General features: G+C 67.1%; 14 protein-coding genes. 6 read left to right on the top strand and 8 right to left on the bottom strand.

Annotated features, from left to right (window positions below; genetic code table 11):
* Positions 1-56: 56 nt before the first annotated feature.
* From AC13GI_RS07610 to glyQ, 4 genes are all read right to left on the bottom strand, one after another.
* Positions 57-3,923 (bottom strand): translocation/assembly module TamB domain-containing protein, encoded by a 3,867-nt coding sequence (locus AC13GI_RS07610; protein WP_482995966.1) that lies wholly within the window; start codon positions 3,921-3,923, stop codon positions 57-59.
* Positions 3,920-5,716, bottom strand: a complete 1,797-nt coding sequence (locus tag AC13GI_RS07615; protein WP_165378667.1) for an autotransporter assembly complex protein TamA — start codon at positions 5,714-5,716, stop codon at positions 3,920-3,922. The genes AC13GI_RS07610 and AC13GI_RS07615 overlap by 4 nt, the downstream gene beginning before the upstream one ends.
* 188 nt (positions 5,717-5,904) lie before the next feature.
* On the bottom strand, positions 5,905-7,980 hold the full coding sequence (glyS, locus tag AC13GI_RS07620; protein ID WP_482995967.1) for a glycine--tRNA ligase subunit beta: 2,076 nt from the start codon (positions 7,978-7,980) through the stop codon (positions 5,905-5,907).
* Positions 7,981-8,068: 88 nt separating this feature from the next.
* Positions 8,069-8,980 (bottom strand): glycine--tRNA ligase subunit alpha, encoded by a 912-nt coding sequence (gene glyQ, locus AC13GI_RS07625; RefSeq protein ID WP_025878768.1) that lies wholly within the window; start codon positions 8,978-8,980, stop codon positions 8,069-8,071.
* An 83-nt stretch (positions 8,981-9,063) separates the two neighbouring features.
* Between glyQ and AC13GI_RS07630 the strand changes: the two genes are divergently transcribed.
* Genes AC13GI_RS07630 through AC13GI_RS07640 form a run of 3 tightly spaced genes read left to right on the top strand, consistent with a single transcriptional unit; the run spans position 9,064 to position 12,580 of the window.
* Positions 9,064-10,899 (top strand): GspE/PulE family protein, encoded by a 1,836-nt coding sequence (locus AC13GI_RS07630; protein ID WP_482995968.1) that lies wholly within the window; start codon positions 9,064-9,066, stop codon positions 10,897-10,899.
* On the top strand, positions 10,871-11,617 hold the full coding sequence (locus AC13GI_RS07635) for a glutamine amidotransferase (protein WP_375068743.1): 747 nt from the start codon (positions 10,871-10,873) through the stop codon (positions 11,615-11,617). Before AC13GI_RS07630 ends, AC13GI_RS07635 begins: the two co-directional genes overlap by 29 nt.
* A 51-nt stretch (positions 11,618-11,668) precedes the next feature.
* Positions 11,669-12,580 carry a BPSS1780 family membrane protein gene (locus AC13GI_RS07640; protein WP_089237918.1) on the top strand — a complete coding sequence of 304 codons (912 nt, stop codon included), beginning with the start codon at positions 11,669-11,671 and terminating at the stop codon, positions 12,578-12,580.
* Between the two features lie 92 nt (positions 12,581-12,672).
* On the opposite strand, the gene tatC is transcribed toward AC13GI_RS07640, so the two are convergent.
* From tatC to AC13GI_RS07660, 4 genes are all read right to left on the bottom strand, one after another.
* Positions 12,673-13,422: a twin-arginine translocase subunit TatC gene (gene tatC, locus AC13GI_RS07645; protein WP_176022400.1), complete on the bottom strand. Its 750-nt coding sequence runs from the start codon at positions 13,420-13,422 to the stop codon at positions 12,673-12,675.
* A complete protein-coding gene (gene tatB, locus AC13GI_RS07650; RefSeq protein WP_482995969.1) occupies positions 13,419-13,892 on the bottom strand; it encodes a Sec-independent protein translocase protein TatB in 474 nt (157 codons plus the stop codon). The genes tatC and tatB overlap by 4 nt, the downstream gene beginning before the upstream one ends.
* A 15-nt stretch (positions 13,893-13,907) precedes the next feature.
* A complete protein-coding gene (gene tatA / locus AC13GI_RS07655; protein ID WP_482995970.1) occupies positions 13,908-14,135 on the bottom strand; it encodes a Sec-independent protein translocase subunit TatA in 228 nt (75 codons plus the stop codon).
* Positions 14,136-14,209: 74 nt separating this feature from the next.
* The gene (locus tag AC13GI_RS07660) at positions 14,210-15,100 is read right to left on the bottom strand and encodes a lipid-binding SYLF domain-containing protein (protein ID WP_099819945.1); all 891 of its coding nucleotides are present in this window, start codon (positions 15,098-15,100) and stop codon (positions 14,210-14,212) included.
* A gap of 166 nt (positions 15,101-15,266) precedes the next feature.
* On the opposite strand from AC13GI_RS07660, the gene hemH reads away from it, so the two are divergent.
* The 3 genes from hemH (at position 15,267) to AC13GI_RS07675 (ending at position 19,471) form a co-directional block, all read left to right on the top strand.
* Positions 15,267-16,229 (top strand): ferrochelatase, encoded by a 963-nt coding sequence (gene hemH, locus AC13GI_RS07665; protein ID WP_099819946.1) that lies wholly within the window; start codon positions 15,267-15,269, stop codon positions 16,227-16,229.
* The gene (locus AC13GI_RS07670) at positions 16,226-17,083 is read left to right on the top strand and encodes an alpha/beta fold hydrolase (RefSeq protein ID WP_099819947.1); all 858 of its coding nucleotides are present in this window, start codon (positions 16,226-16,228) and stop codon (positions 17,081-17,083) included. Before hemH ends, AC13GI_RS07670 begins: the two co-directional genes overlap by 4 nt.
* Positions 17,084-17,374: 291 nt before the next feature.
* A complete protein-coding gene (locus AC13GI_RS07675; protein WP_482995971.1) occupies positions 17,375-19,471 on the top strand; it encodes a methyl-accepting chemotaxis protein in 2,097 nt (698 codons plus the stop codon).
* Positions 19,472-19,732 lie beyond the last annotated feature (261 nt).

Raw genomic sequence — 19,732 nt, forward strand, 5'->3', positions numbered from 1 at the left:
CCGCGCTGCGCGCGGAAGCCGAGCATGGCTCGGCTCTACAGGGATGTCGCGGCGGGTTATTTTTCCCGCCGCCAGTTCAGCGAGCCACGGTTTTCCACCGTGCTCGATTCCACTTCGATGTCGAAGCCGCGGCGCAGCAGGTACTTCAGCGTGATCACCGAACCGGCACCAACCAGCGATACGCCGTAGCCCACGTACAGCTTGGGCGAAATGTACTTGCCCACACCGATCACCGAACCGCCCAGCGCGCGCGACTGGCTGACGCCGGCATCGTCCAGGCCGAGCTTGGCACCCAGCTGCGAAGCCAGCAGCCCGCTGCCCGCCGACAGCGCGGCCGATGCGGCGTTCACCTGCTGGGTCTGGTCACTGCTGGCACCGGTCAGGCTGCGCCCCAGCACCAGGTAACCCAGCGCTTCGGACTGCGACATCGCCGGATCGGACCAGACATCGGCACGTGGCTGCTGTGCGCGCCCGGTCACGTCGATGCCGGCGGTGACATCACCGATCCGGCGCTCGGCGCGGATGTTGATGCGCGGGTCGGACACCGCGTTGTAGTTCCAGTTGAGGTTGCCGCGGGTGATGGTCAGGTCCTGGCCATAGGCCTTGTAGCGGCCACTGACTTCCAGGCCGCCGTTGGCGGTCATCTCGCGGCCGGGCTTGGCCCAGACCTGCATCTTGCCGGTCAGCGCGCCCTTCAGGCCGAAGCCGGTCATCTTGACCTTGTCGCCCAGGCTGACGGTCAGCTCCATGTCCAGCGGCGAGGTGCGCGACTCTTCCGGATCGGCCGGGTCCAGCACCACCACGTCTTCGGACACCGAGGTGCCACGGTCCAGGCGCTCCAGATCGATGTCGGCCTCGGGCACGTGCACCGTTCCGCGCAGCTCCATCGCGGCCTTGGCCAGGGTGAAGTCCAGGTTGGGATTGGCGATGATGCGCAGTTCGCTGGTGTTGGACAGCAGCACGTTCTCGCCGTGGATCTTCAGCTGCAGCGGCTGTGCATCGCCGAACCAGGACAGGCCGCCGTCGACATACAGCGTGCCCTTGCCCGAATTGGCCTGCGCGGTGATCTTGGCCGAGCCATCAGGCTGAGCGACGAAGCTGCCCTTGCCCTGGTCGAAGGTGAGGCCCAGCGCCGGGAACTCGCCCTTGAAGTTGCTCAGCTGCGCATCACCGCCCAGCGAGGGCTGGCCGCGGGTGCCGCGCAGGCTCACGTGGCCTTCGATCAGGCCGGTCGGGCGCACCACGTCCGGCGAGAACAGTTCCAGCCAGTACAGGCGCGACATGTTGAGGTAGAGCTCGCCGTTGAGCGGCGCACTTGGTTCCCAACCGGTCTGCATCTTGGCATCGACGAAGCCGTTGCCCTGGAAGCCCATGCCCAGGTAGCCCTTGATGCTGGCCGGGGTCATGTCCAGCTTCAACGAGAACTGGTCATAGCGCACCAGCTCGCCACGGTTGGCATCGGCCACGCTGGTGTTGCGGTTCTCGCCCAGGCGTACGCCGCCTTCGGCCGAACGCACTTCCACATGCCCTTCCCACGCGTTGCCACGCGGACGGATCTGCGCGTCCAGGTTGAGTTCGCCACGCAGGTAGATGCGCCGGCCGGACTGCGGGGGCAACCACGGCTGCACCAGCGCCAACGGCAACGCATCGCCGCGCACCACCAGCCCTTCGCGTGGCCAGTTGGCGTGCGCACACAGGGCGCCCCCGGTCGCGGCGCCCAGGCAGGTTTCGCCCAGCGTGTAGTTGCTGCCGTTGATCGCGAATGCCGCAGGCGCACGCAGTGCCCACGCATCGCCCTTCACCGGTGCGATGCGCAGCGCGGCCAGTTCGCCACGCCATTGCTCGCCCTGCTGGCGCACGCTGCCCTGCAGCTCGATCGCGCCCAGCTCGTTGCGGGTCTGCGCGGCCAGGCGCAGGTTGGAGACACTGCCCTGCGCATCGATGTTCAAGCGTTCCAGCAGCATGCCGGCGTTGACCTGCTGGCCCTGAATCGCCAGCGTGCCACTATCACCACGCCACGGCAGCCGGCCCTTGATGCTCAGGCTTTCAGCGCCGTAACCGTCCCAGTTGAGATTGTTGCCGACCAGATCGGCGGTGATGTCCGGCGCATCGCGCGGGCCTTTCACCTGCACCTGGCCACGCAGGCCACCGTCGGCGCCGGGCAGCAGATCGCTCAGCTGCAGCGGTTCGAAGCGCGCATCGATGTCCAGGCGGTCGCCGACCTTGCCCGAGGCGGTCACCCGGCTGCTGCCGACGGCCAGTTTCAGTTCACCCTGGCCCTGCTCACCCTGCAGGGCGAACTTGCCTTGTGCATCCACGTTGCGCTGGCGCAGGGTGCCCTTCAGCGAGGGCAGGTCCACCGTGGCCTCCAGCGTGCCCGCGGTGCCCGGCGGCGCATTGGCCGGCGGCGGCAGCTGGCGGCCCTTGGACGCGAGATTGCCGGACAGACGACCATCCCAACCCGGCGCGAAGTAGCCCGGGTCGAAATCCTTCAGCGTGGCCTTGGCATCCCAGTCCAGCTGCGGTGCCCATGCCACCTTGCCTTCCACCTGCAGCTGGCCACCCGGGGTCTGCGCCTGCAGTTCGCGGATCTCCGCAGCCTGATCGTTGCCACGCACATCGAAGCGCAGCTGCGCCTTCTGCTTTTCGCGCTCGACATCGGCACGGCCGATCGCCGCCCACGCCTTCAAGGTACCGGCCAGGCCAAAGCGCGCTTCCTTCAGCGTTACCGGCACCGGCGAACTGCCGGCGGTGTTCGGGTCCGGTGCCGGCACCCAGGTCAGGTCCTGCGCGATCACCGAGAAGTTCAGCTTCTGCTGGTCTTCTTCGCTGAAATCGGCAGTACCTTCCAGGCGTGCTTCGCCGCCCAGGCCCTTGACCACCAGCGGTGAGACCTTCAGCACCTGGTCCTGCAGCGACACCACCGACGGCGCCAGCTCCAGTTCCTGCTCACCCTGCTTCACCCGGCCCTGCAGGTTGGCGTTGCCACCCTTGCCGGAGGCCGTGAAATCCAATGCCAGCGGCGCGATGGCCGAGCTCGCCAGCGCCGGCGACAACAGCGCCAGATCCAGCTCGTCGCTGCGCACGGTCGCGTTCCAGGTCGGATCGGTGCGGCCATCGAACACCAGCATCGCGTGCAGCGGCTTCGGCGCGCGACCGGCCAGCGCCACTTCCATATGCGCCAGATCACCACGTGCGACCAGGCCGACCGTGGCCGCAGTCCGACCGCGCGGTGCCGGCAGCACTGCAGTGACGGTAACGTCGGTGTCGTAATCCTTGGCCGGGATGTAGCGGCCCTGGGCAGTGAAATTGCCCATGTCGCTGTCCACGACCAGCTTGCGCGCCTGGAACTCGCCGTTGGCGATCTCGATGCCACCACGCACGCGGCTGATGTCGATCACCGGCTCGTTGGCCTGGCTGATGCGGAAACTGTCGATGGCGATCACATCGGCCTGGATCGCCAGCGGCATTTCGATCTGCGGCAGTGAATCGGGCCACGAAGGCAGCTTGAACGGCTCGTCGCTCTTGGCCAGGTTGAGCGTGGCGTTGGTCAGTTCCAGCTTGTCCAGCAGCAGCTTGCGGCCCAGCAGCGGGCGCAGGTCCGGCTCCAGGTGCGCGCGCTCGGCGTGGAAATGGATGTCGTCGTAGCGGAAGTCCACGTTGTACAGGGTCAACGGTCCGGCCACCGGGCCATCGACCTTGTCCCAGGTGAAGCTGGCACCCACCGGCAGGCGTGCCACCACCTGCGCCAGCAGTACATCGCGGCCGGCCACCGTCTGCAGCAGCCAGTACACGGCCAGCAGGGCAACCAGCACCAGGCCGACCACGCCCGCGCCGGACCATGCCCAGAAACGGCGACGGCGGTAGAAGCGCACGCGCCGCGGCGGGGTGTTCGGCGACGGGGTCGGTGCGGGCGTGCTCACAGGTCCGCTCCGATGTTGAGGTACAGCTGGAACTGCGAATCAGGGTTGTTCAGGCCATGCGCGATATCGACCCGCACCGGGCCCACCGGCGATTTCCAGCGCACGCCGAAGCCGACGCCGGTATGCAGATCGATATTGGTATCGAAGGCGCTGCCGGTATCGACGAATACCGCCGCACCCCACGGGCCGCCATTGAAGTAATGCTCGTATTCGGCCGAACCGACCACCAGGTGCTTGGCACCCAGCGCGTACTTGTCGGGTCTAGGCGTACGCGGGCCGACCTCACGGTAGGCATAGCCGCGGATGCTGCGGTCGCCACCGGCGAAGTAGCGCAGGCTGGGCGGCATCGCCACCAGGTCACTGGTCCAGGTGGTGCCGCCTTCGCCGCGCAGGATCAGGCGGTTGGTTGGTCCCACCGGGATGTACCAGCGCAGCACCGCATTGGCCTGCACGAAGCTGGTATCCGAACCGACGCCTTCGACGCCGGCACGTACCGTCGCTGTGCCGCTGATGCCGCTGCGCGGGAACAGCTCGTCGTCCACCTTCACGTAATCAGCCACGATCTGCGGATAGACCAGCGTGGACGTGTTGTAGACCGCATCGGTGAATTCGGTGCCCGAGGCATAGCGCCAGCGTTCGCGCAGCGCGTTGATCGAGGCGATGGCGGTCCAGTTCTCGTTGATCTCGCCGCTGCGGCTGGCGATCAGCTTGAAGTTGCGCAGATCGATGTAGTCGGTCTGCTCGTCGTAGGCGCTGGCAGCGAAGGTGTACCAGCCATCAAGCCAGTTGAACGCCGGGATGCGGTAGCTGGTGATCAGGCTCTTGCGCTTCTGCGCATAGTCCAGCTGGGTGTTCATCTTGTGGCCACGGCTGTTCAGGAAGCGCCGTTCAAGGCCACCGCGCACACCGGCGCCACTTTCGCTGCCGTAGCTGAGACCGTAGGAGTAGATGCTGCGCTTGGCCCGCGTCAGCTTCACATCGACCGGCACCTCGCCGTTTTCATCGGCCTGGTCCGGGCGCGGCTGGATGTCGATCACGCTGAAATAATCGAGCTTGGTCAGCGACTCGCGCAGGCGGTCCAGCTTGCCTTCGTGGAAATAGCTGCCCTGGTCCCAGTACACCAGCGGGTCGAACAGCTTGTCGTCGAAGTAGTTCTGCTCGAAGGTCACCGGGCCCATGTTGTAGCGGCGGCCGCTGTCCCAGGTCAGGTCGATGTCGGCAGCGTTGTCCGCGCGGGTGATCTGCACCTGGCGCTGGGTGTAGTCGGCGTCGAAGTAGCCACGCTCGGCCAGGCGCCGGGTCACGGTGATCTTGCTGGCTTCGTACTGGGTATGTTCGAAGCGCTGGCCCTTGCGGGGCTTGAATGCGGTCAGGTCGTCCTGCAGGTACTGGTCGTACATCGCCGGACCGGTGATGTCGATATGCTCGCGGCGCACCAGCACCGGCGGGCCCTTGTCGACATGGATCAGCACGGTGACGTGCTCGTCCTGCCGCGGCGCCTCGACCTTGATCACCGGGTTGTAGTACCCGAACGGCTCCAGCGCCTGGCGGGTCTGCCGCTCGGCCTGCGACAGCAGGTATTCCAGGCGCGACTCGCCCTGCTCCTTGCCGATCGTGTCGAACAACGACAGCGATTCCTGGATGTTCTCGATGATCGCGGCGTCGTCGCCCTTGTCCAATCCCTTGATGTCCACCTTGTCGATGGTGCCGCGCGCATGGGCCACGGAAGTGGCGCAAAGCGAGAGGACCATCAGCGGCAGGGCGTATTTCGTTGGCTGCATGCGGCACAGCATACCGACCGAAGGTGACGATGCGAAATGCATCACGTGTTTCGGGATCGGTTGTTAAGTGGCGGTCAAAATACGCGCCTTTGTGGCGATCATCGCGGCCGCATGCGCGGACGCCGGCATCGTGTGCGATGCCGGCCAGTGGCCGGCACTACCCAGTAGATCCACGCCATGCGTGGATGGGCGGCTACCCATCAGCTCGACAGATGCTCGATCGCCGCGACCTTGCCCAGGCGCTCACCCAGCATCGTCAACAGCGCCAGGCGGTTGCCCCGCAGAGCCGGATCCTCGGCATTGACCATCACCCCGTCGAAGAACGCATCGACCTGCGGACGCAGGCGGGCCAGGCGCGCCAGCACGGCCACGTAGTCCTTCTGGTGCAGGCTGGCGCCGGTATCGTCGATGGCGGCAGTCACAGCTTCGGCCAGCGCGCGCTCGGCATCTTCCTGCAGCAGGGCCGCATCGATCTGGCCCGGAATATCGCCTTCGGCCTTGCGCAGGATGTTGCGGATGCGCTTGTTGGCCGCTGCCAGCGCCTCGGCTTCCGGCAGCGCGGCGAAGATCCCGATCGCATCCAGGCGGCGGTCGAAGTCGTACAGCGAGGCCGGCTTCAGCTCGGCCACCGCGTTGAAGTGGCTGGCCGGCACGCCCTTGTCGCTGTAATAGCCCTTCAGGCGGTCGAGGATGAAGTCGTACAGCTCAGCCACGTCGGCCTGCACGTTGCGCGCGGCCAGCCCGGCATTGGCGCTGGCCAGCAGCGCGCGCAGGTCCAGCTCGAAGCCGCTTTCGATGATCGTGCGGGCCAGGCCCAGCGCGTTGCGGCGCAGGGCGAACGGGTCCTTGTTGCCGGTCGGCTTCAGGCCCGCGGCGAAACCGCCGGCCAGGGTGTCCACACGCTCGGCGATCGCCAGCACCTTGCCCAGCGGCGACAGCGCGATGTCATCGCCACCGAAGCGCGGCTGGTAGGCCTCGTCGATGGCCAGCGCCACCTCCGGCGACTCGCCACCGACCACCGCGTAGTGGCGGCCGGCGATGCCCTGCAGTTCCGGGAATTCGTTGACCATGCGCGACTGCAGGTCGTTCTTGGCCAGCTGCGCTGCACGCTTGGCCAGCACCGGGTCAGCCCCCACCTGCGTTGCGATCACCTCGGCCAGCGCCGCCACGCGCGCGACCTTGTCGGCCACGCTGCCCAGCTTGGCCTGGTAGGTCACCGTCTTCAGGCCCTCGCCCATCGCCTCCAGGCCCTGCTTCAGGTCTTCGTCGAAGAAGAACTTGGCATCGGCGAAGCGCGGGCGGATCACGCGCTCGTAGCCCTTGGCCACTTCGGCCACGTCCCTGGACTCGATGTTGGCGATGCCGATGAACTTCTCGGTCAGCTTGCCGCCGTCATCCAGCACCGGGAAGAACTTCTGGTTGATCTCCATCGTCTCGATCAGCGCTTCCTGCGGTACCGCCAGGAACGCGCGCTCGAAGCTGCACAGCACCGCCGACGGCCACTCGACCAGGTTCACCACCTGCTCCAGGTTGTCCTCGGTGATGCGCGCGCTGCCACCGGCGGTAGCTGCAGCGGCTTCAACCTCGGCAACGATGCGCTGGCGGCGCTCGGCCGGATCGACCAGCACGAAGGCAGCTCGCAGCGATTCGACATAGTCCTGCGGCTGGGTCAGCCACACGGTCTTGTCGTGCAGGAAGCGGTGGCCGCGGCTCATGCGGTCGGCCTTCAGGCCGAACAGGTCGGCCTCCACCACATCACCGCCGTGCAACAGCACCAGCCAGTGCACCGGGCGGGCGAAGCCCCAGCTGTGGTCGCCCCAGCGCATCGGCTTGGGAATCGGCATGCCGGCGATGGCCTCGCGCAGGATTTCCGGCAGCAGCGCAGCGGTGCGCGCGCCCGGAGTCACCGCACGGTGCACGAAGCGCTCACCCTTGTTGTCGGTGGTCTTCTCCAGCGCGGTCCAGTCGATCCCGGCCTTGGCCGCGAACCCCTGCAGCGCCTTGGTCGGCTGACCTTCGGCGTCCAGCGCGATGTTCAGGTACGGGCCCAGCACTTCGCTGTGCTGTTCCGGCTGTTCCAGGCCAACGCCCGGCAGCAGCACGGCCAGGCGGCGCGGGGTCGACAGCGGGCGTGCATCGCCCAGTTCCAGTTCGACGCCGCGCTTGCGCAGGCCATCGACAACACCGTCGAAGAAGGCCTGGGCCAGGCCCGGCAGCGCCTTGACCGGCAACTCTTCGGTGCCCAGTTCAATCAGCAGGGGAGACAAGTGGCTCATCGGTTCGATCCTGTGGTGGGGGCGCAGCGCGCGACGCGGCCGGCGCCCCTGGGGTAGTAGGTGAAACGCGTGATGGGAGAACGAGCCGTCAGGCCTTCTTCGCGCCCGGGAAGCCCAGCTTCTCGCGCTGCTCGTAGTAGGCCTTGGCCACCGCCTGCGCCAGCGCGCGCACGCGCAGGATGTAGCGCTGGCGTTCGGTCACGCTGATCGCACGGCGCGCATCCAGCAGGTTGAAGGTGTGGCTGGCCTTCATCACCTGCTCGTAGGCCGGCAGCGGCAGGTTCACTTCCACCAGCTTCTGCGCTTCACGCTCGCAGGCGTCGAAGCGGTGGAACATTTCTTCCACGTCGGCGTATTCGAAGTTGTAGGTGCTCTGCTCCACCTCGTTCTGGTGATAGACGTCGCCGTAGGTCACTGGCTGCCCGTCCGGGCCGTAGGTCCACACCAGGTCGTAGACGTTGTCGCAGTTCTGCAGGTACATGCACAGGCGCTCGAGACCGTAGGTGATCTCGCCCAGCACCGGCCGGCATTCCAGGCCACCGGCCTGCTGGAAGTAGGTGAACTGGGTCACCTCCATGCCGTTGAGCCAGACTTCCCAGCCCAGGCCCCAGGCGCCCAGCGTCGGCGATTCCCAGTTGTCCTCGACGAAACGCAGGTCGTGCACCAGCGGATCGATGCCCACCGCCTTCAGCGAATCCAGGTACAGCTGCTGGATGTTGTCCGGTGCCGGCTTCATCGCCACCTGGTACTGGTAGTAGCGCTGCAGGCGGTTCGGGTTCTCGCCGTAGCGGCCATCGGTCGGGCGCCGCGAGGGCTGCACGTAGGCCGCGTTCCAGGTTTCCGGACCGATCGCACGCAGGAAGGTGGCCGGGTGGAAGGTACCGGCGCCCACCTCCAGGTCGAGCGGCTGGATGAGCACGCAGCCCTGCTGGGCCCAGAACTGGTTCAGGGTCTGGATCAGGCCCTGGAAGGTGATCGGAACGGTCGGGGTCGCGGACATGCGGACGAGTCTTGGCCGGCAAAGGGGTGCGCTAGTATAACGGCCGACCTGCGGGGCATTCCGTACCCGGAAGGAGCAGGTGGATGGAACATCGGCTGCCCTCGGGCACGCCCGGCGAGCCTGGTGCGGTGCCGTTGCCGCCCGGTCGCCTGCAGTTCGAACAGGTTGCGGCGGCCCTGCTGGCCGATGGCGTGGTGGCTGCGCACGAGCGCGAGCGCATCCGTTTTTCCGCGCAGGGCGCCCGCAATGCCAGTGAAGTACATCCGCTGGTGCTGCTGTCCAACCTCAAGCTGGCCGCAAGCGACGGCGGCGACCTCAATCTGGAACGCCTCACCGAGTGGCTGGCCCAGCGCACCGGCAGCCGCTACCTGCGCATCGATCCAACCCGGGTCGACGTCGCTTCGGTCACCGCCGTGGCCTCGCACGCCTACGCGCGCCGCCATCGCTTCCTGCCGCTGGCGGTGGATGGCGAACGCGTGCTGGTGGCCACCAGCGAGCCGCTGGCACAGGAATGGCTGCGCGACCTGCAGCACCTGACCCGGCTGCGCATCGAGCTGGCGGTGGTCAATCCGCTCGACCTGCACCGTTACACCATGGAGTTCTTCGGCGTCACCCGCTCGGTGCGCGGAGCCCGTGGCGACGTGCGTGGCGAGGCCAACACCACCCTGCCCAGCTTCGAGCAGCTGGTCGAACTGGGCCGTACCGGCGACGTCAATGCCGACGACCAGCACATCGTGCACATCGTCGACTGGCTGCTGCAGTACGCCTACGAACAGCGCGCGTCGGACATCCACCTGGAGCCACGCCGCGACATGGGCCGCATGCGCTTCCGCATCGACGGCGTGCTGCACAAGGTGTTCGAAGTGCCGCCGGCGGTGATGACCGTCGTGGTCAGCCGCATCAAGGTGCTGGGACGCATGGACCTGGCCGAGCGCCGGCGCCCGCAGGATGGCCGCATCAAGACCCGCTCGCCCGGCGGCCGTGAAGTGGAAATGCGCCTGTCGACCATGCCGACTGCCTTCGGCGAGAAGTGCGTGATGCGCATCTTCGACCCGGAAGCCGCCTTCAAGAGCATCGACCAGCTGGGCTTCAGCCCGCAGGAAGCAGCCGGCTGGACCGCCCTGGTCGAGCGCCCGCACGGCATCGTGCTGGTCACCGGCCCGACCGGTTCGGGCAAGACCACCACCCTGTATTCCACCCTGAAGCGGCTGGCCACGCCGGACGTCAACGTGTGCACGGTGGAAGACCCGATCGAGATGATCGCGCCGGAATTCAACCAGATGCAGGTGCAGACCAACATCGACCTGGACTTCGCCAGCGGTGTGCGCACCCTGCTGCGGCAGGACCCGGACATCATCATGATCGGCGAAATCCGCGACCTGGAAACCGCGCAGATGGCGGTGCAGGCCTCGCTCACCGGCCACCTGGTGCTGTCCACCCTGCACACCAACGATGCGCCCTCGGCCATCACCCGCCTGCTCGACCTGGGCGTGCCGCATTACCTGCTGTCATCCACCGTCAACGGCATCCTCGCCCAGCGCCTGGTGCGCACCCTGTGCCCGCACTGCAAGCAGCCGCACACCCTCGGCAGGGCCGATTGGGCGGTGTTGGCTGATAGCGAAGCTGCATATCCAGATGCCGCCACGCCCTGTCGGCCGGTCGGCTGCCTGGAGTGCCGGCGCACCGGATTCCTCGGCCGCATCGGCCTGTATGAGTTGCTGCCATTGGGCTCGCGCCTGCGCGGGCTGATCCGTGCGGACATGGATCTGGCCGGTTTCAACCGCGCCGCGCGTGCTGAAGGCGTGCGAACCCTGCGCCAGGCCGGGCTTGAAAAGGTGGCACAGGGGCTGACTACAATCGAGGAAGTCCTGTCCGTACTGCCTCCCCCGGATGAATCCAGCGCCCTTCCTGATCCTTGAAACCGGCCGCCCCGTGCCGTCGCTGCGCCGCTACGGGCGCTTTCCGCACTGGATCCGGGTGGCCGCCGGCCTGGAAGAACACGAGACCGTCGTGGTCGACGTCGAGCATGGCGCCGACCTGCCCGATCCACGCAACTTCGCCGGCGTGCTGGTGACCGGCTCGGCCGCATTCGTCACCGACCACGCCGAATGGAGCGAGCGCAGTGCCGCCTGGCTGCGACAGACCGCGCACGACAACGTGCCGGTGTTCGGCATCTGCTACGGCCACCAGCTGCTGGCCCACGCGCTGGGCGGCGAAGTGGCCTACAACCCCGCCGGGCGCGAATCGGGAACGATTGAACTGGCACTGGACCCGCAGGCCGCGCAGGACCCCTTGTTCCAAGGCCTGCCGAGCCACTTCCCGGCCCACGCCACCCATCTGCAGACCGTGCTGCGCGTGCCTGAAGGTGCCGCCGTGCTGGCACGCTCGCCGCTGGATGGCTGCCACGCCTTCCGCTGGGGCCGCCAGGCCTGGGGCGTGCAGTTCCATCCGGAATTCGCCACCCACCACATGCGTGGCTACGTGCGCGCGCGCGCCGACTGCATCGGCCGACATGGTGGTTGTGCGCGCAGCATCGAGCGCGCGGTGAGCGCCGCCCCGCTGGCCCGCCAGCTGTTGCGGCGCTTTGTCCGCCAGGCCCGGCTGTCTTCAGCCCAGCCGGTGGCAAAACAGGGATAATCGGCGGCACGGGCACACCGCCCGGCCCCTCCTGTCCCTCCCCGGATGTCCATGAAAGAGATTCGCAAGCTGCCAGCCTCGGCGGGCGCCCAGTGGTTGCTGGATACGTTCTCGCTGTATCGGCGTGCGCCGCTGCAGCTGGCCCGGATCGGCCTGACCTGGCTGCTGGTGAACTGGGTGGTCACCCTGCTGGGGACGATGCTGCCCGGCACCGCCGGCCTGGCCCTGCAGATGATGACGCTGGTGATCTCACCGGTGATGTTCGGCGGCATGCTGTACGCCATGGGTGAGATCGACCAGGGCCGTCCCGGCCTGGCCACCCATCTGCTGCAGCCGATCCGCGACCGCCGTGTCAGCCACCTGCTGGTGCCGCTGGCGATCCAGGTGCTGGCCGTGCTTCTGCTCGGCGCGCTGCTGTACCTGATGATCGGCCGCGAGGGCTTCACCGCCTTCAGCGACACCATGACCAAGATGCAGGAACTCGGCCGCAGCGGGCAGCAGATCAGCCCGGAAACCGCCGCCGAACTGGTCGCCAACCTGCCGGCGCAGCGCATCGCGCTGTGGATGCTGCTGGTGTTCTGTACCGCCGTGGCCCTGACCCTGGCGATGTTCACCCAGCCGGCACTGGTGGTGTTCGACCGCCAGAGCGGCATGCACGCGCTGCGCCTGAGCCTGCAGGGCTGCATCGAGAACATCGGCGCCACCGCCGTGTTCACCGTGCTCGGCCTGATCGCCGCGTTCTGCGTCTATGTGCTGTTCGTGATCGTGGTCCAGCTGGGCATGCTGATCGGCGGCCCATTGGCGGCGGCATTCATTGCGCAGCTGGTGTTCACCACGGTGCTGATGCCGCTGTATGTCGGCGCGGTCTATGCGGCCTGGAAGCAGATGTTCGTGCATCGCGGCAGCCGCGGCGCACCGCCGGTGCCGCAGTCGCCGCCTGCCAACGACGTCTTCCACGCCTGAGCCGGGCTCAACGGTAGCGCCGGGCCATGCCCGGCGGATGGATATCACCTCGCCCCACGAACGCCGGGCATGGCCCGGCGCTACCGGGAGAATCAGGCCGCAGGCTTCTTGACCGCCGAAGACGGCACCAGCCAGCGCGCGGCGTGGATGCCCAGCTCGTACAGCAGGCACATCGGGATCGCCAGCATCAGCTGCGACACCACATCCGGCGGGGTCAGGATCGCAGCGAGCACGAAGATGCCGACGATCGCGTAGCCGCGCCCTTCCTTGAACTGCTGCGGCGTGATCCAGCCCAGCAGCACCAGGATCACCATCGCCACCGGCAGTTCGAAACTGCCGCCGAAGGCGAAGAAGATCGCCAGCACGAAATCCAGGTAGGCGTTCGCATCCGGCGTGATCGCGATCACTTCGGGGCTGAAGGTAGTGAGGAAGTGGAAGACCGCCGGCAGCACCAGGAAATAGGCGAAGGCGCAGCCGGTATAGAACAGCAGCACCGACGAGACCAGCAACGGCATCGCCAGGCGCTTCTCGCGTGCATACAGGCCCGGCGCGACGAAGGCCCACAGCTGGTACAGCAGCCACGGCACGGCCACGAACAGAGCCACGAAGAACGTCAGCTTCAACGGCGCGAAGAAGGCGCCGGCCGGGTTGGTGGCGATCATCGTCTGCCCGTTGGGCAACTGCGAGATCAGCGGCTCGGCCAATGCGTTGTAGAGCTTCTGAGTGAACGGCAGCAGGCCCAGCAGAACCACGCCCAGGCCAAGCAACGCACGCACCAGGCGCGCGCGCAGTTCAACCAGGTGTTCCACCAGCGAACTTTCGCCGAAGTCGTGTTCGCTCATGACGGGCGCTCCGTGCGGGCGGGTGTTTCGGCCGCGGTGTCAGCAACGGTATCGCCCGCAGGTTCGGCAGGGGTGGCCGCATTGGCAGCACCTTCAGGCGAAGCCACTACCGGCGCGGTCGCGTCCACCAGATGGGGGGGCTGTTCGGCCGGGGCCGGTGCACGCACCTGCTGCGCCAGCGTGTCGCTGTGCTGTTGCATCTGCTCGGCTTCGCGGCGCACGGCTTCGCCGCTGGCACGCAGCTGGTTCTCGGTGTCCTGCATGCCCTGGCGCACGTCCTGCATCTGCCGCTTGATGTCTTCGGCCTGCAGTTCGCGTTCCAGTTCCTGCTTGACCGAATCCCATTGATTACGCGCGCGGCGTACCCACAGCCCGGCGAAGCGGGCCGCCTTGGGCAGGCGCTCAGGTCCGAGCACCACCAGGGCGACCACCGCGATCACCAGCAGTTCGCTGAAGCCGATATCAAACACCGCAACCGCTCCGGATCAACGTGCGTTGCGGTCGTGCTCGTCCTGCGCGGCGCGCGCGGCGTCCTGGCTGCGCGACTCGTCGCCCAACTTTGCGTTCGGCTTGTCTTCGTCGTGCATGCCCTTCTTGAATTCCTTGACCGCCGAGCCGAGATCCTTGGCACCACTGGTCAGGCGCTTGGTGCCGAACACCAGCAGGACGATGGCGAGTACGACCAACCAATGCCAGATGCTGAAACTGCCCATAAGTCGCTCGTTACGTTAGTGATCAGATTGCCGAGCATAGCGCACCGGCTGTAAGCCGGCGCGCGTGACGAAAGTCAGTTGTTGCCCAGCGTTTCAGTGCGGATTTCACCGTCATTGACCGGCTGGAAACCCTGCTGGGCCGGCGGCGGGGTCTGCGGCACGGCCTGCAGCGGCGCCGTGGTCGCTTCAACCGGTGCCGCAGGTGCTGCCTGAACAGGCGCCGGGGCGGGCGCTGCAGCGGCGGCCGGACGCGGTGCGTCATTGCCACCGTTGCGGTTGTTGCGCGCCGCGTAGGTCGCCTCTTCCAGGCGATCACGGAAAGCGACCACATCCATTGACGGCGAGCCCGCCGCGCGTCCCTCGAAGATCATCCGCGGCGTGGTGTTGCTGCCGTAGGCGTCGAGATTGGCGGCATCGTCGATCTGCAGGATCGCACCATCCAGGGCGACGCCTGCGAACAGGCCACGGGCGCGCGACCACGACCAGATCTCAGCCTTCAACTGGCCATCGGTGGCGGCGGCGGCATTGCGGCCCACCGGACCGGCGGCCACACCGGCATCGGCGCCGAGGGTGAACTTGCCGTTGACGAGGTTGTCCAGGCTGCGGTCGTTGCGGAACACCAGCACCACGTCAGAGGACTGCACACCGGCCTGGAAGCCGATGCTGCCGCCGGTGAGCTTGATGAATACCGGGTTGGACCACGCACCGTTGGGCATGCGCACCGACATCAAGCCGTGGCCACGGCGTCCGCCGATCACCAGACCGGCCTTGATCGTGTCGGGAATGACGATGACCGCGCGGCCTTCGTCGAGCAATTTGTCCGGAATGCCCTGTTCAGGGATTCCCTGGATTTCAGCCAGTACACGCACCGCGTTGCGGGCGCGCTGGTCTTCCTGCGGTCCGGCCATGGCCTGGCTGGACAGCAGGCTGGCGGCGATCAGCAGGGCTTGGATCGGGCGACGCATGGCAGGCTCCAGAAGTCAGTCCATAGGAAGATATAGCAAGTGACTGAAATTAGTAGTGTTGTGATGAATCCCCAATGAGCGTTGCCTGCCTGTATCAGTCTCATCGATGACAACGATCCAAACCCTGCATACCGACGTGACGATGGAATCGGCGACAATAGCGCCCATGCTCGACGCACCCGATACCGCCGTATTGGCGGTCAACCTAGGCACGCCCGAGACGCCGACGGCTCCCGCTGTTCGTCGTTACCTGGCCGAATTCCTGTCCGACCCGCGCGTGGTCGCCCTACCGGCACTGCTGTGGCAGCCCCTGCTGCGCGGCCTGATCCTGCCGCTGCGCAGTGGCCGTTCGGCCGCCAAGTACGCCCAGGTGTGGCTGCCGGACGGCTCGCCGCTGATGGTCCACACCCGCCAGTTGGCGCAGGCGATGCAGGCCCTGCTGCCGACGCTGCGCGTACGCCACGCGATGCGCTACGGCGAACCGGCACTGACCACCGAACTGGATCGGCTGGCCGCCGAGGGCGTGCGCCGCATCGTGGTGTTGCCGCTGTATCCGCAGTATTCGACCACCACCACCGCCTCGGTCGAAGACCGCGTGGATGCGTGGCAGCGCAGGAACCCGCAGATCACCGTCAGCCTGGTGCAGGATTATTCGATTGATCCGGACTGGGTTGCGGCCGTCGCCGGCTCGATCCAGCGCTATTGGCAGCAGCACGGTCGCGGCCAGAAGCTGATGTTCTCCTTCCATGGCATTCCGCAGCGCCTTGCCGATGCCGGCGATCCCTATCCGCAGCGCTGCGAGGCCAGTGCACGCGCGATCGCCGCGGCGCTCGGCCTGGGCGCGGATGACTGGCAGATGGGTTACCAGTCGCGCTTCGGCCGCGAACGCTGGCTGCAGCCCTACGCCGAACCCAGCCTGTGGGAGCTGGCAGAGGCAGGGGTGAAACAGATCGACGTGGTCTGCCCCGGCTTTGCCACCGACTGCCTGGAAACGCTGGAAGAAGTCGCGATGGGCTTCACCGAGACGCTGGCCGAACGCGGCGCACAGATGCGCTACATCCCCTGCCTCAACGCTGAACCGGAACACGCCCGTGCACTGGCACGGCTGGCCGTGGCCTCGCTGGCATGACCCTGCAGCCGTTTGAACTGCAGATCGCGGGCGTACGCGTTGCCGGCCTGCGCCGTGCGGGCGACGGACCGCGCGTGCTGGCCCTGCACGGCTGGCTCGACAATGCGGCCAGCTTCGTGCCGCTGGCGCCGCATCTGCCGCAACTGGACCTGGTGGCGATCGACCTGCCCGGACACGGCCACAGCGCACATCTGCCCACTGGTGCGGTGTACACCACGCCAGCGGCGATCACCCATGTACTCGATGTCGCCGACGCGCTGGGCTGGGACCGGTTCACCCTGATGGGCCATTCGATGGGTGCCGGCATCGCCAGCCTCACTGCGGCGGTCAGTGATCGCATCGAACGCCTGGTCGCCATCGAGGCGCTCGGCGGCCTGCGTGGGCCGGAAGAGGACACCGCCAGCCGTCTGCGCGAACACGTCGATGCCACCCGAGCACTCGCACGCAAGCAGCTGCGCGTGTTCCCCGATCTGGCCGCACCGATCCGCGCGCGGATGATGACCAACCAGCTCAGCGAAGGCTGCGCACGCCTGCTGGTCGAACGTGGTGTCGAGCCGGTCGATGGCGGCTATCGCTGGTGCAGCGATCCGCGCCTGATGCTGCCCACCGCAATCCGCCTCAGCGAAGGCCAGATCGACAACCTGCTGCAGGCCATCAGCTGCCCGACCCAGGTGATCTACGCCACGCCTGCGCAGTCGTACTATCCCGAGCCGATGCGCAGCGAGCGCCTGCAGCACCTGCGTGATGGCCGCTTGGCGGTATTCCCCGGCAATCATCATCTGCACATGGAACACCCGGCACAGGTTGCCGCGGTCATCGATGCATTCCTGAGCGGAAACAGCAACGCGCGCTGACCATCGTCGGCTGCGCGGACTTCACTCTGCGCCACTGCGGCCGATAGAACGGTAGTGGGCCCCTGCGCCCACAGCACGCAGGCCCTTTGTGCCTGCGGCTTGTTCCTGGTTCTGCAAGGAAGACCGCATGTCCCGTCTGCTGCACCGTCATCCACAGGATGTGGTCACGGTGTCTGTCCTCCGCGTCGCTGCCTGCGCCGCATTTTCCGAATTTCCCGACCGTGCCGTCGTTGCGCTCCTCCGCGCTGGGCGTTGCAGGGTCGCTGCCGTCCGTTGATCCAGGAGTTGCCGATGTCCATTGCGTCCTCCCGCCCCCCCGACCAGGGCCGTCCCCCTTATCTGCAACAGCTGGCACAGCGGGGCGATCGTCGCCTGCTGCTGGGCAGCGTGGTATTCGCAGCGATTGGCCTTGTGCTGGCCGTGCGCGGTACGTCGCTGCCCGCCGCCAGCGCCGTTGCCGCCGCGGTACTGCCAGCCGCCTGGCTGGGCTGGCGCCAGGCCGGCCAGGCCATCGCCCGCAACGGCCTGGCGGTAGTGCTGTCCCTGCAGTTGAGCCTGCTCTGCCATATCGGCGGATTGAATGCCGCGTTGCCGACTGCACTGCTGCTGGGCGTGCTGCTCACCCAGCGTGACCGCCTGCCGTTGTGGCTGGCCGGCGCCATTGGCGTCACTGCAGTGCTGGCGCCGTTGCTGGACGGAGCGGCCGTGCTGCCACCGCTTTTGAATGCCACTGCCCTGGCGGCGCTGACGCTGGTGCTGGGCCAGACCGCCGCACGCCTGCGCCAGCAGAGTGAAGCGCTGGGTCACGGACCGCACCGCCTGGCCGCATTGGCACGTGACATCGCCACGGGCGCCGACCTCGGTGCACACAGCGATGCACGCAGCTACGCACCCGGCTCACTGGCCCACGCGTTGGCCGATACCGCGCGCCACGTGCAGGCGCAGCGCGGCCGCGAGGCCGAGGCGCACGCCGAGAACGCGCAGATCCGCCAGGCACTGGACGCCTCGCGCACGGCGATGATGATTGCCGACAACGATCACGTCATCCGCTACGTCAACCGTTCGGTGGTGGCGCTGCTGCGCAACCAGCAGGCCACGCTGCGCCAGGCGTTCCCCGATTTCGACGCCGAGCGGCTGGTCGGCAGCAGCATCCATCGTTTCCATGCCAACCCGGACCGCATCCGCGGCATCCTCAACGGGCTGCAGGTGACACATCACGGCAAGGTACGGATCGGGCCGGTGCATTTCGCCCAGGTGGTCACCCCGGTGTTCGATGCACAGGGCGCGCGGCTGGGCTTCGCGGTGGAATGGCATGACCGCACCCATGAGCTGACGCTGGAGAATGCCGTTGCCGGGATTGTCGATGCCGCCGCACACGGTGATCTCGAACAGCGCCTGCAGGCGAGCGAGGGCGCCAGCTTCCTCGACGGCCTGACCGGTGGCATCAACCAGTTGCTGGATACTCTGGGCAGCACGGTCGACGAAGTGCGGCAGATGCTCTCGGCGATGGCCAACGGCGATCTCGATCGCCGCATGCAGGGCGAGTATCACGGCGCATTCGCCGCCATCCAGCGCGACGCCAACGCCACCGCGAGCCAGTTGGCACGCATGGTCGGCCACATCCAGCACTGCGCCACCACCATCAGCACGGCCGCCAGCGAGATCGCCGCCGGCAACGGTGCCCTGTCCGAGCGCAGCGAACGACAGGCTGCGCATCTGCAGGAAACGGCCGCTTCCATGGAAGAACTGACCGCCACCGTGCGCCAGAATGCAGCGCACGCGCGACAGGCCAGTGAGCTGGCCGCCTCCACCCAGGGCGCGGCAAGTGATGGCAACCACGCCATGCAGCGGGTGGTCGACACCATGCAGGCCATCGAAGGCGCGTCGAAGCGGATCGGCGACATTACCGGCGTGATCGACGGCATTGCCTTCCAGACCAACATCCTGGCGCTCAACGCAGCGGTCGAAGCGGCACGTGCCGGCGAGCAGGGGCGCGGGTTCGCGGTCGTCGCCAGCGAGGTCCGTGTGCTGGCGCAGCGATCGGCCGCCGCCGCCCAGGAGATCAAGGTCCTCATCGACGAGGCAGGTCGTCAGGTCGGCGAGGGCGCCCAGTTGGTGGCCGATGCCGGACAGCGCATGCAGGGCATCGTCGGCGGCGTGGAGAACGTAAGCCACCTGATGCGCGAGATCTCGGCGGCATCGCAGGAGCAGTCCTCCGGTATCGAGCAGATCAACCAGACGGTGGTGCAGATGGACCAGGCCACGCAGCAGAACGCGGCCCTGGTGGAAGAGGCCACTGCAGCGGCACGTGAACTGCAGTCGCAGGCAGGCGCACTTAACCAGGCGGTATCGGTGTTCCGGCAGCGCGAGGCGGCGTTGATCGACTGAGCCGACCCTGCGCCATGCTCCATGGAAGGCGGCGCCCGCAGGGCGCCGCCTTTTTGTTGGGCGCGGTTCGCGGCAGGGTTCGTTGGCTCAACGGGTACGAAGGCAGTCCATTCAAGGCTGCCCGGCACACGATGATGAAGGCCGAGGGCACCTGCCGTTGCGGCGAAGTAACTCCGCCTGCCGTTGAGCTCTACAGAAAGCGGCGCCCTTGGGCGCCGCTTTCTTATGCTTGGTGCCGGCCATCTGCTGGCCCCCGGTAGT

The sequence above is a fragment of the Stenotrophomonas sp. 82F1 genome (assembly GCF_056861525.1).

What these genes read in the sequence shown, in the direction of transcription:
- hemH (WP_099819946.1), top strand. Translation starts at nt 15,267, where the DNA reads ATGCTCGACGCACCCGATACCGCCGTATTGGCGGTCAACCTAGGCACG.
- tatA (WP_482995970.1), bottom strand. Translation starts at nt 14,135, where the DNA reads ATGGGCAGTTTCAGCATCTGGCATTGGTTGGTCGTACTCGCCATCGTC.
- AC13GI_RS07630 (WP_482995968.1), top strand. Translation starts at nt 9,064, where the DNA reads ATGGAACATCGGCTGCCCTCGGGCACGCCCGGCGAGCCTGGTGCGGTG.
- glyS (WP_482995967.1), bottom strand. Translation starts at nt 7,980, where the DNA reads ATGAGCCACTTGTCTCCCCTGCTGATTGAACTGGGCACCGAAGAGTTG.
- AC13GI_RS07640 (WP_089237918.1), top strand. Translation starts at nt 11,669, where the DNA reads ATGAAAGAGATTCGCAAGCTGCCAGCCTCGGCGGGCGCCCAGTGGTTG.
- AC13GI_RS07660 (WP_099819945.1), bottom strand. Translation starts at nt 15,100, where the DNA reads ATGCGTCGCCCGATCCAAGCCCTGCTGATCGCCGCCAGCCTGCTGTCC.
- glyQ (WP_025878768.1), bottom strand. Translation starts at nt 8,980, where the DNA reads ATGTCCGCGACCCCGACCGTTCCGATCACCTTCCAGGGCCTGATCCAG.
- AC13GI_RS07615 (WP_165378667.1), bottom strand. Translation starts at nt 5,716, where the DNA reads ATGCTGTGCCGCATGCAGCCAACGAAATACGCCCTGCCGCTGATGGTC.
- AC13GI_RS07635 (WP_375068743.1), top strand. Translation starts at nt 10,871, where the DNA reads ATGAATCCAGCGCCCTTCCTGATCCTTGAAACCGGCCGCCCCGTGCCG.
- AC13GI_RS07675 (WP_482995971.1), top strand. Translation starts at nt 17,375, where the DNA reads ATGTCCATTGCGTCCTCCCGCCCCCCCGACCAGGGCCGTCCCCCTTAT.
- AC13GI_RS07670 (WP_099819947.1), top strand. Translation starts at nt 16,226, where the DNA reads ATGACCCTGCAGCCGTTTGAACTGCAGATCGCGGGCGTACGCGTTGCC.
- tatC (WP_176022400.1), bottom strand. Translation starts at nt 13,422, where the DNA reads ATGAGCGAACACGACTTCGGCGAAAGTTCGCTGGTGGAACACCTGGTT.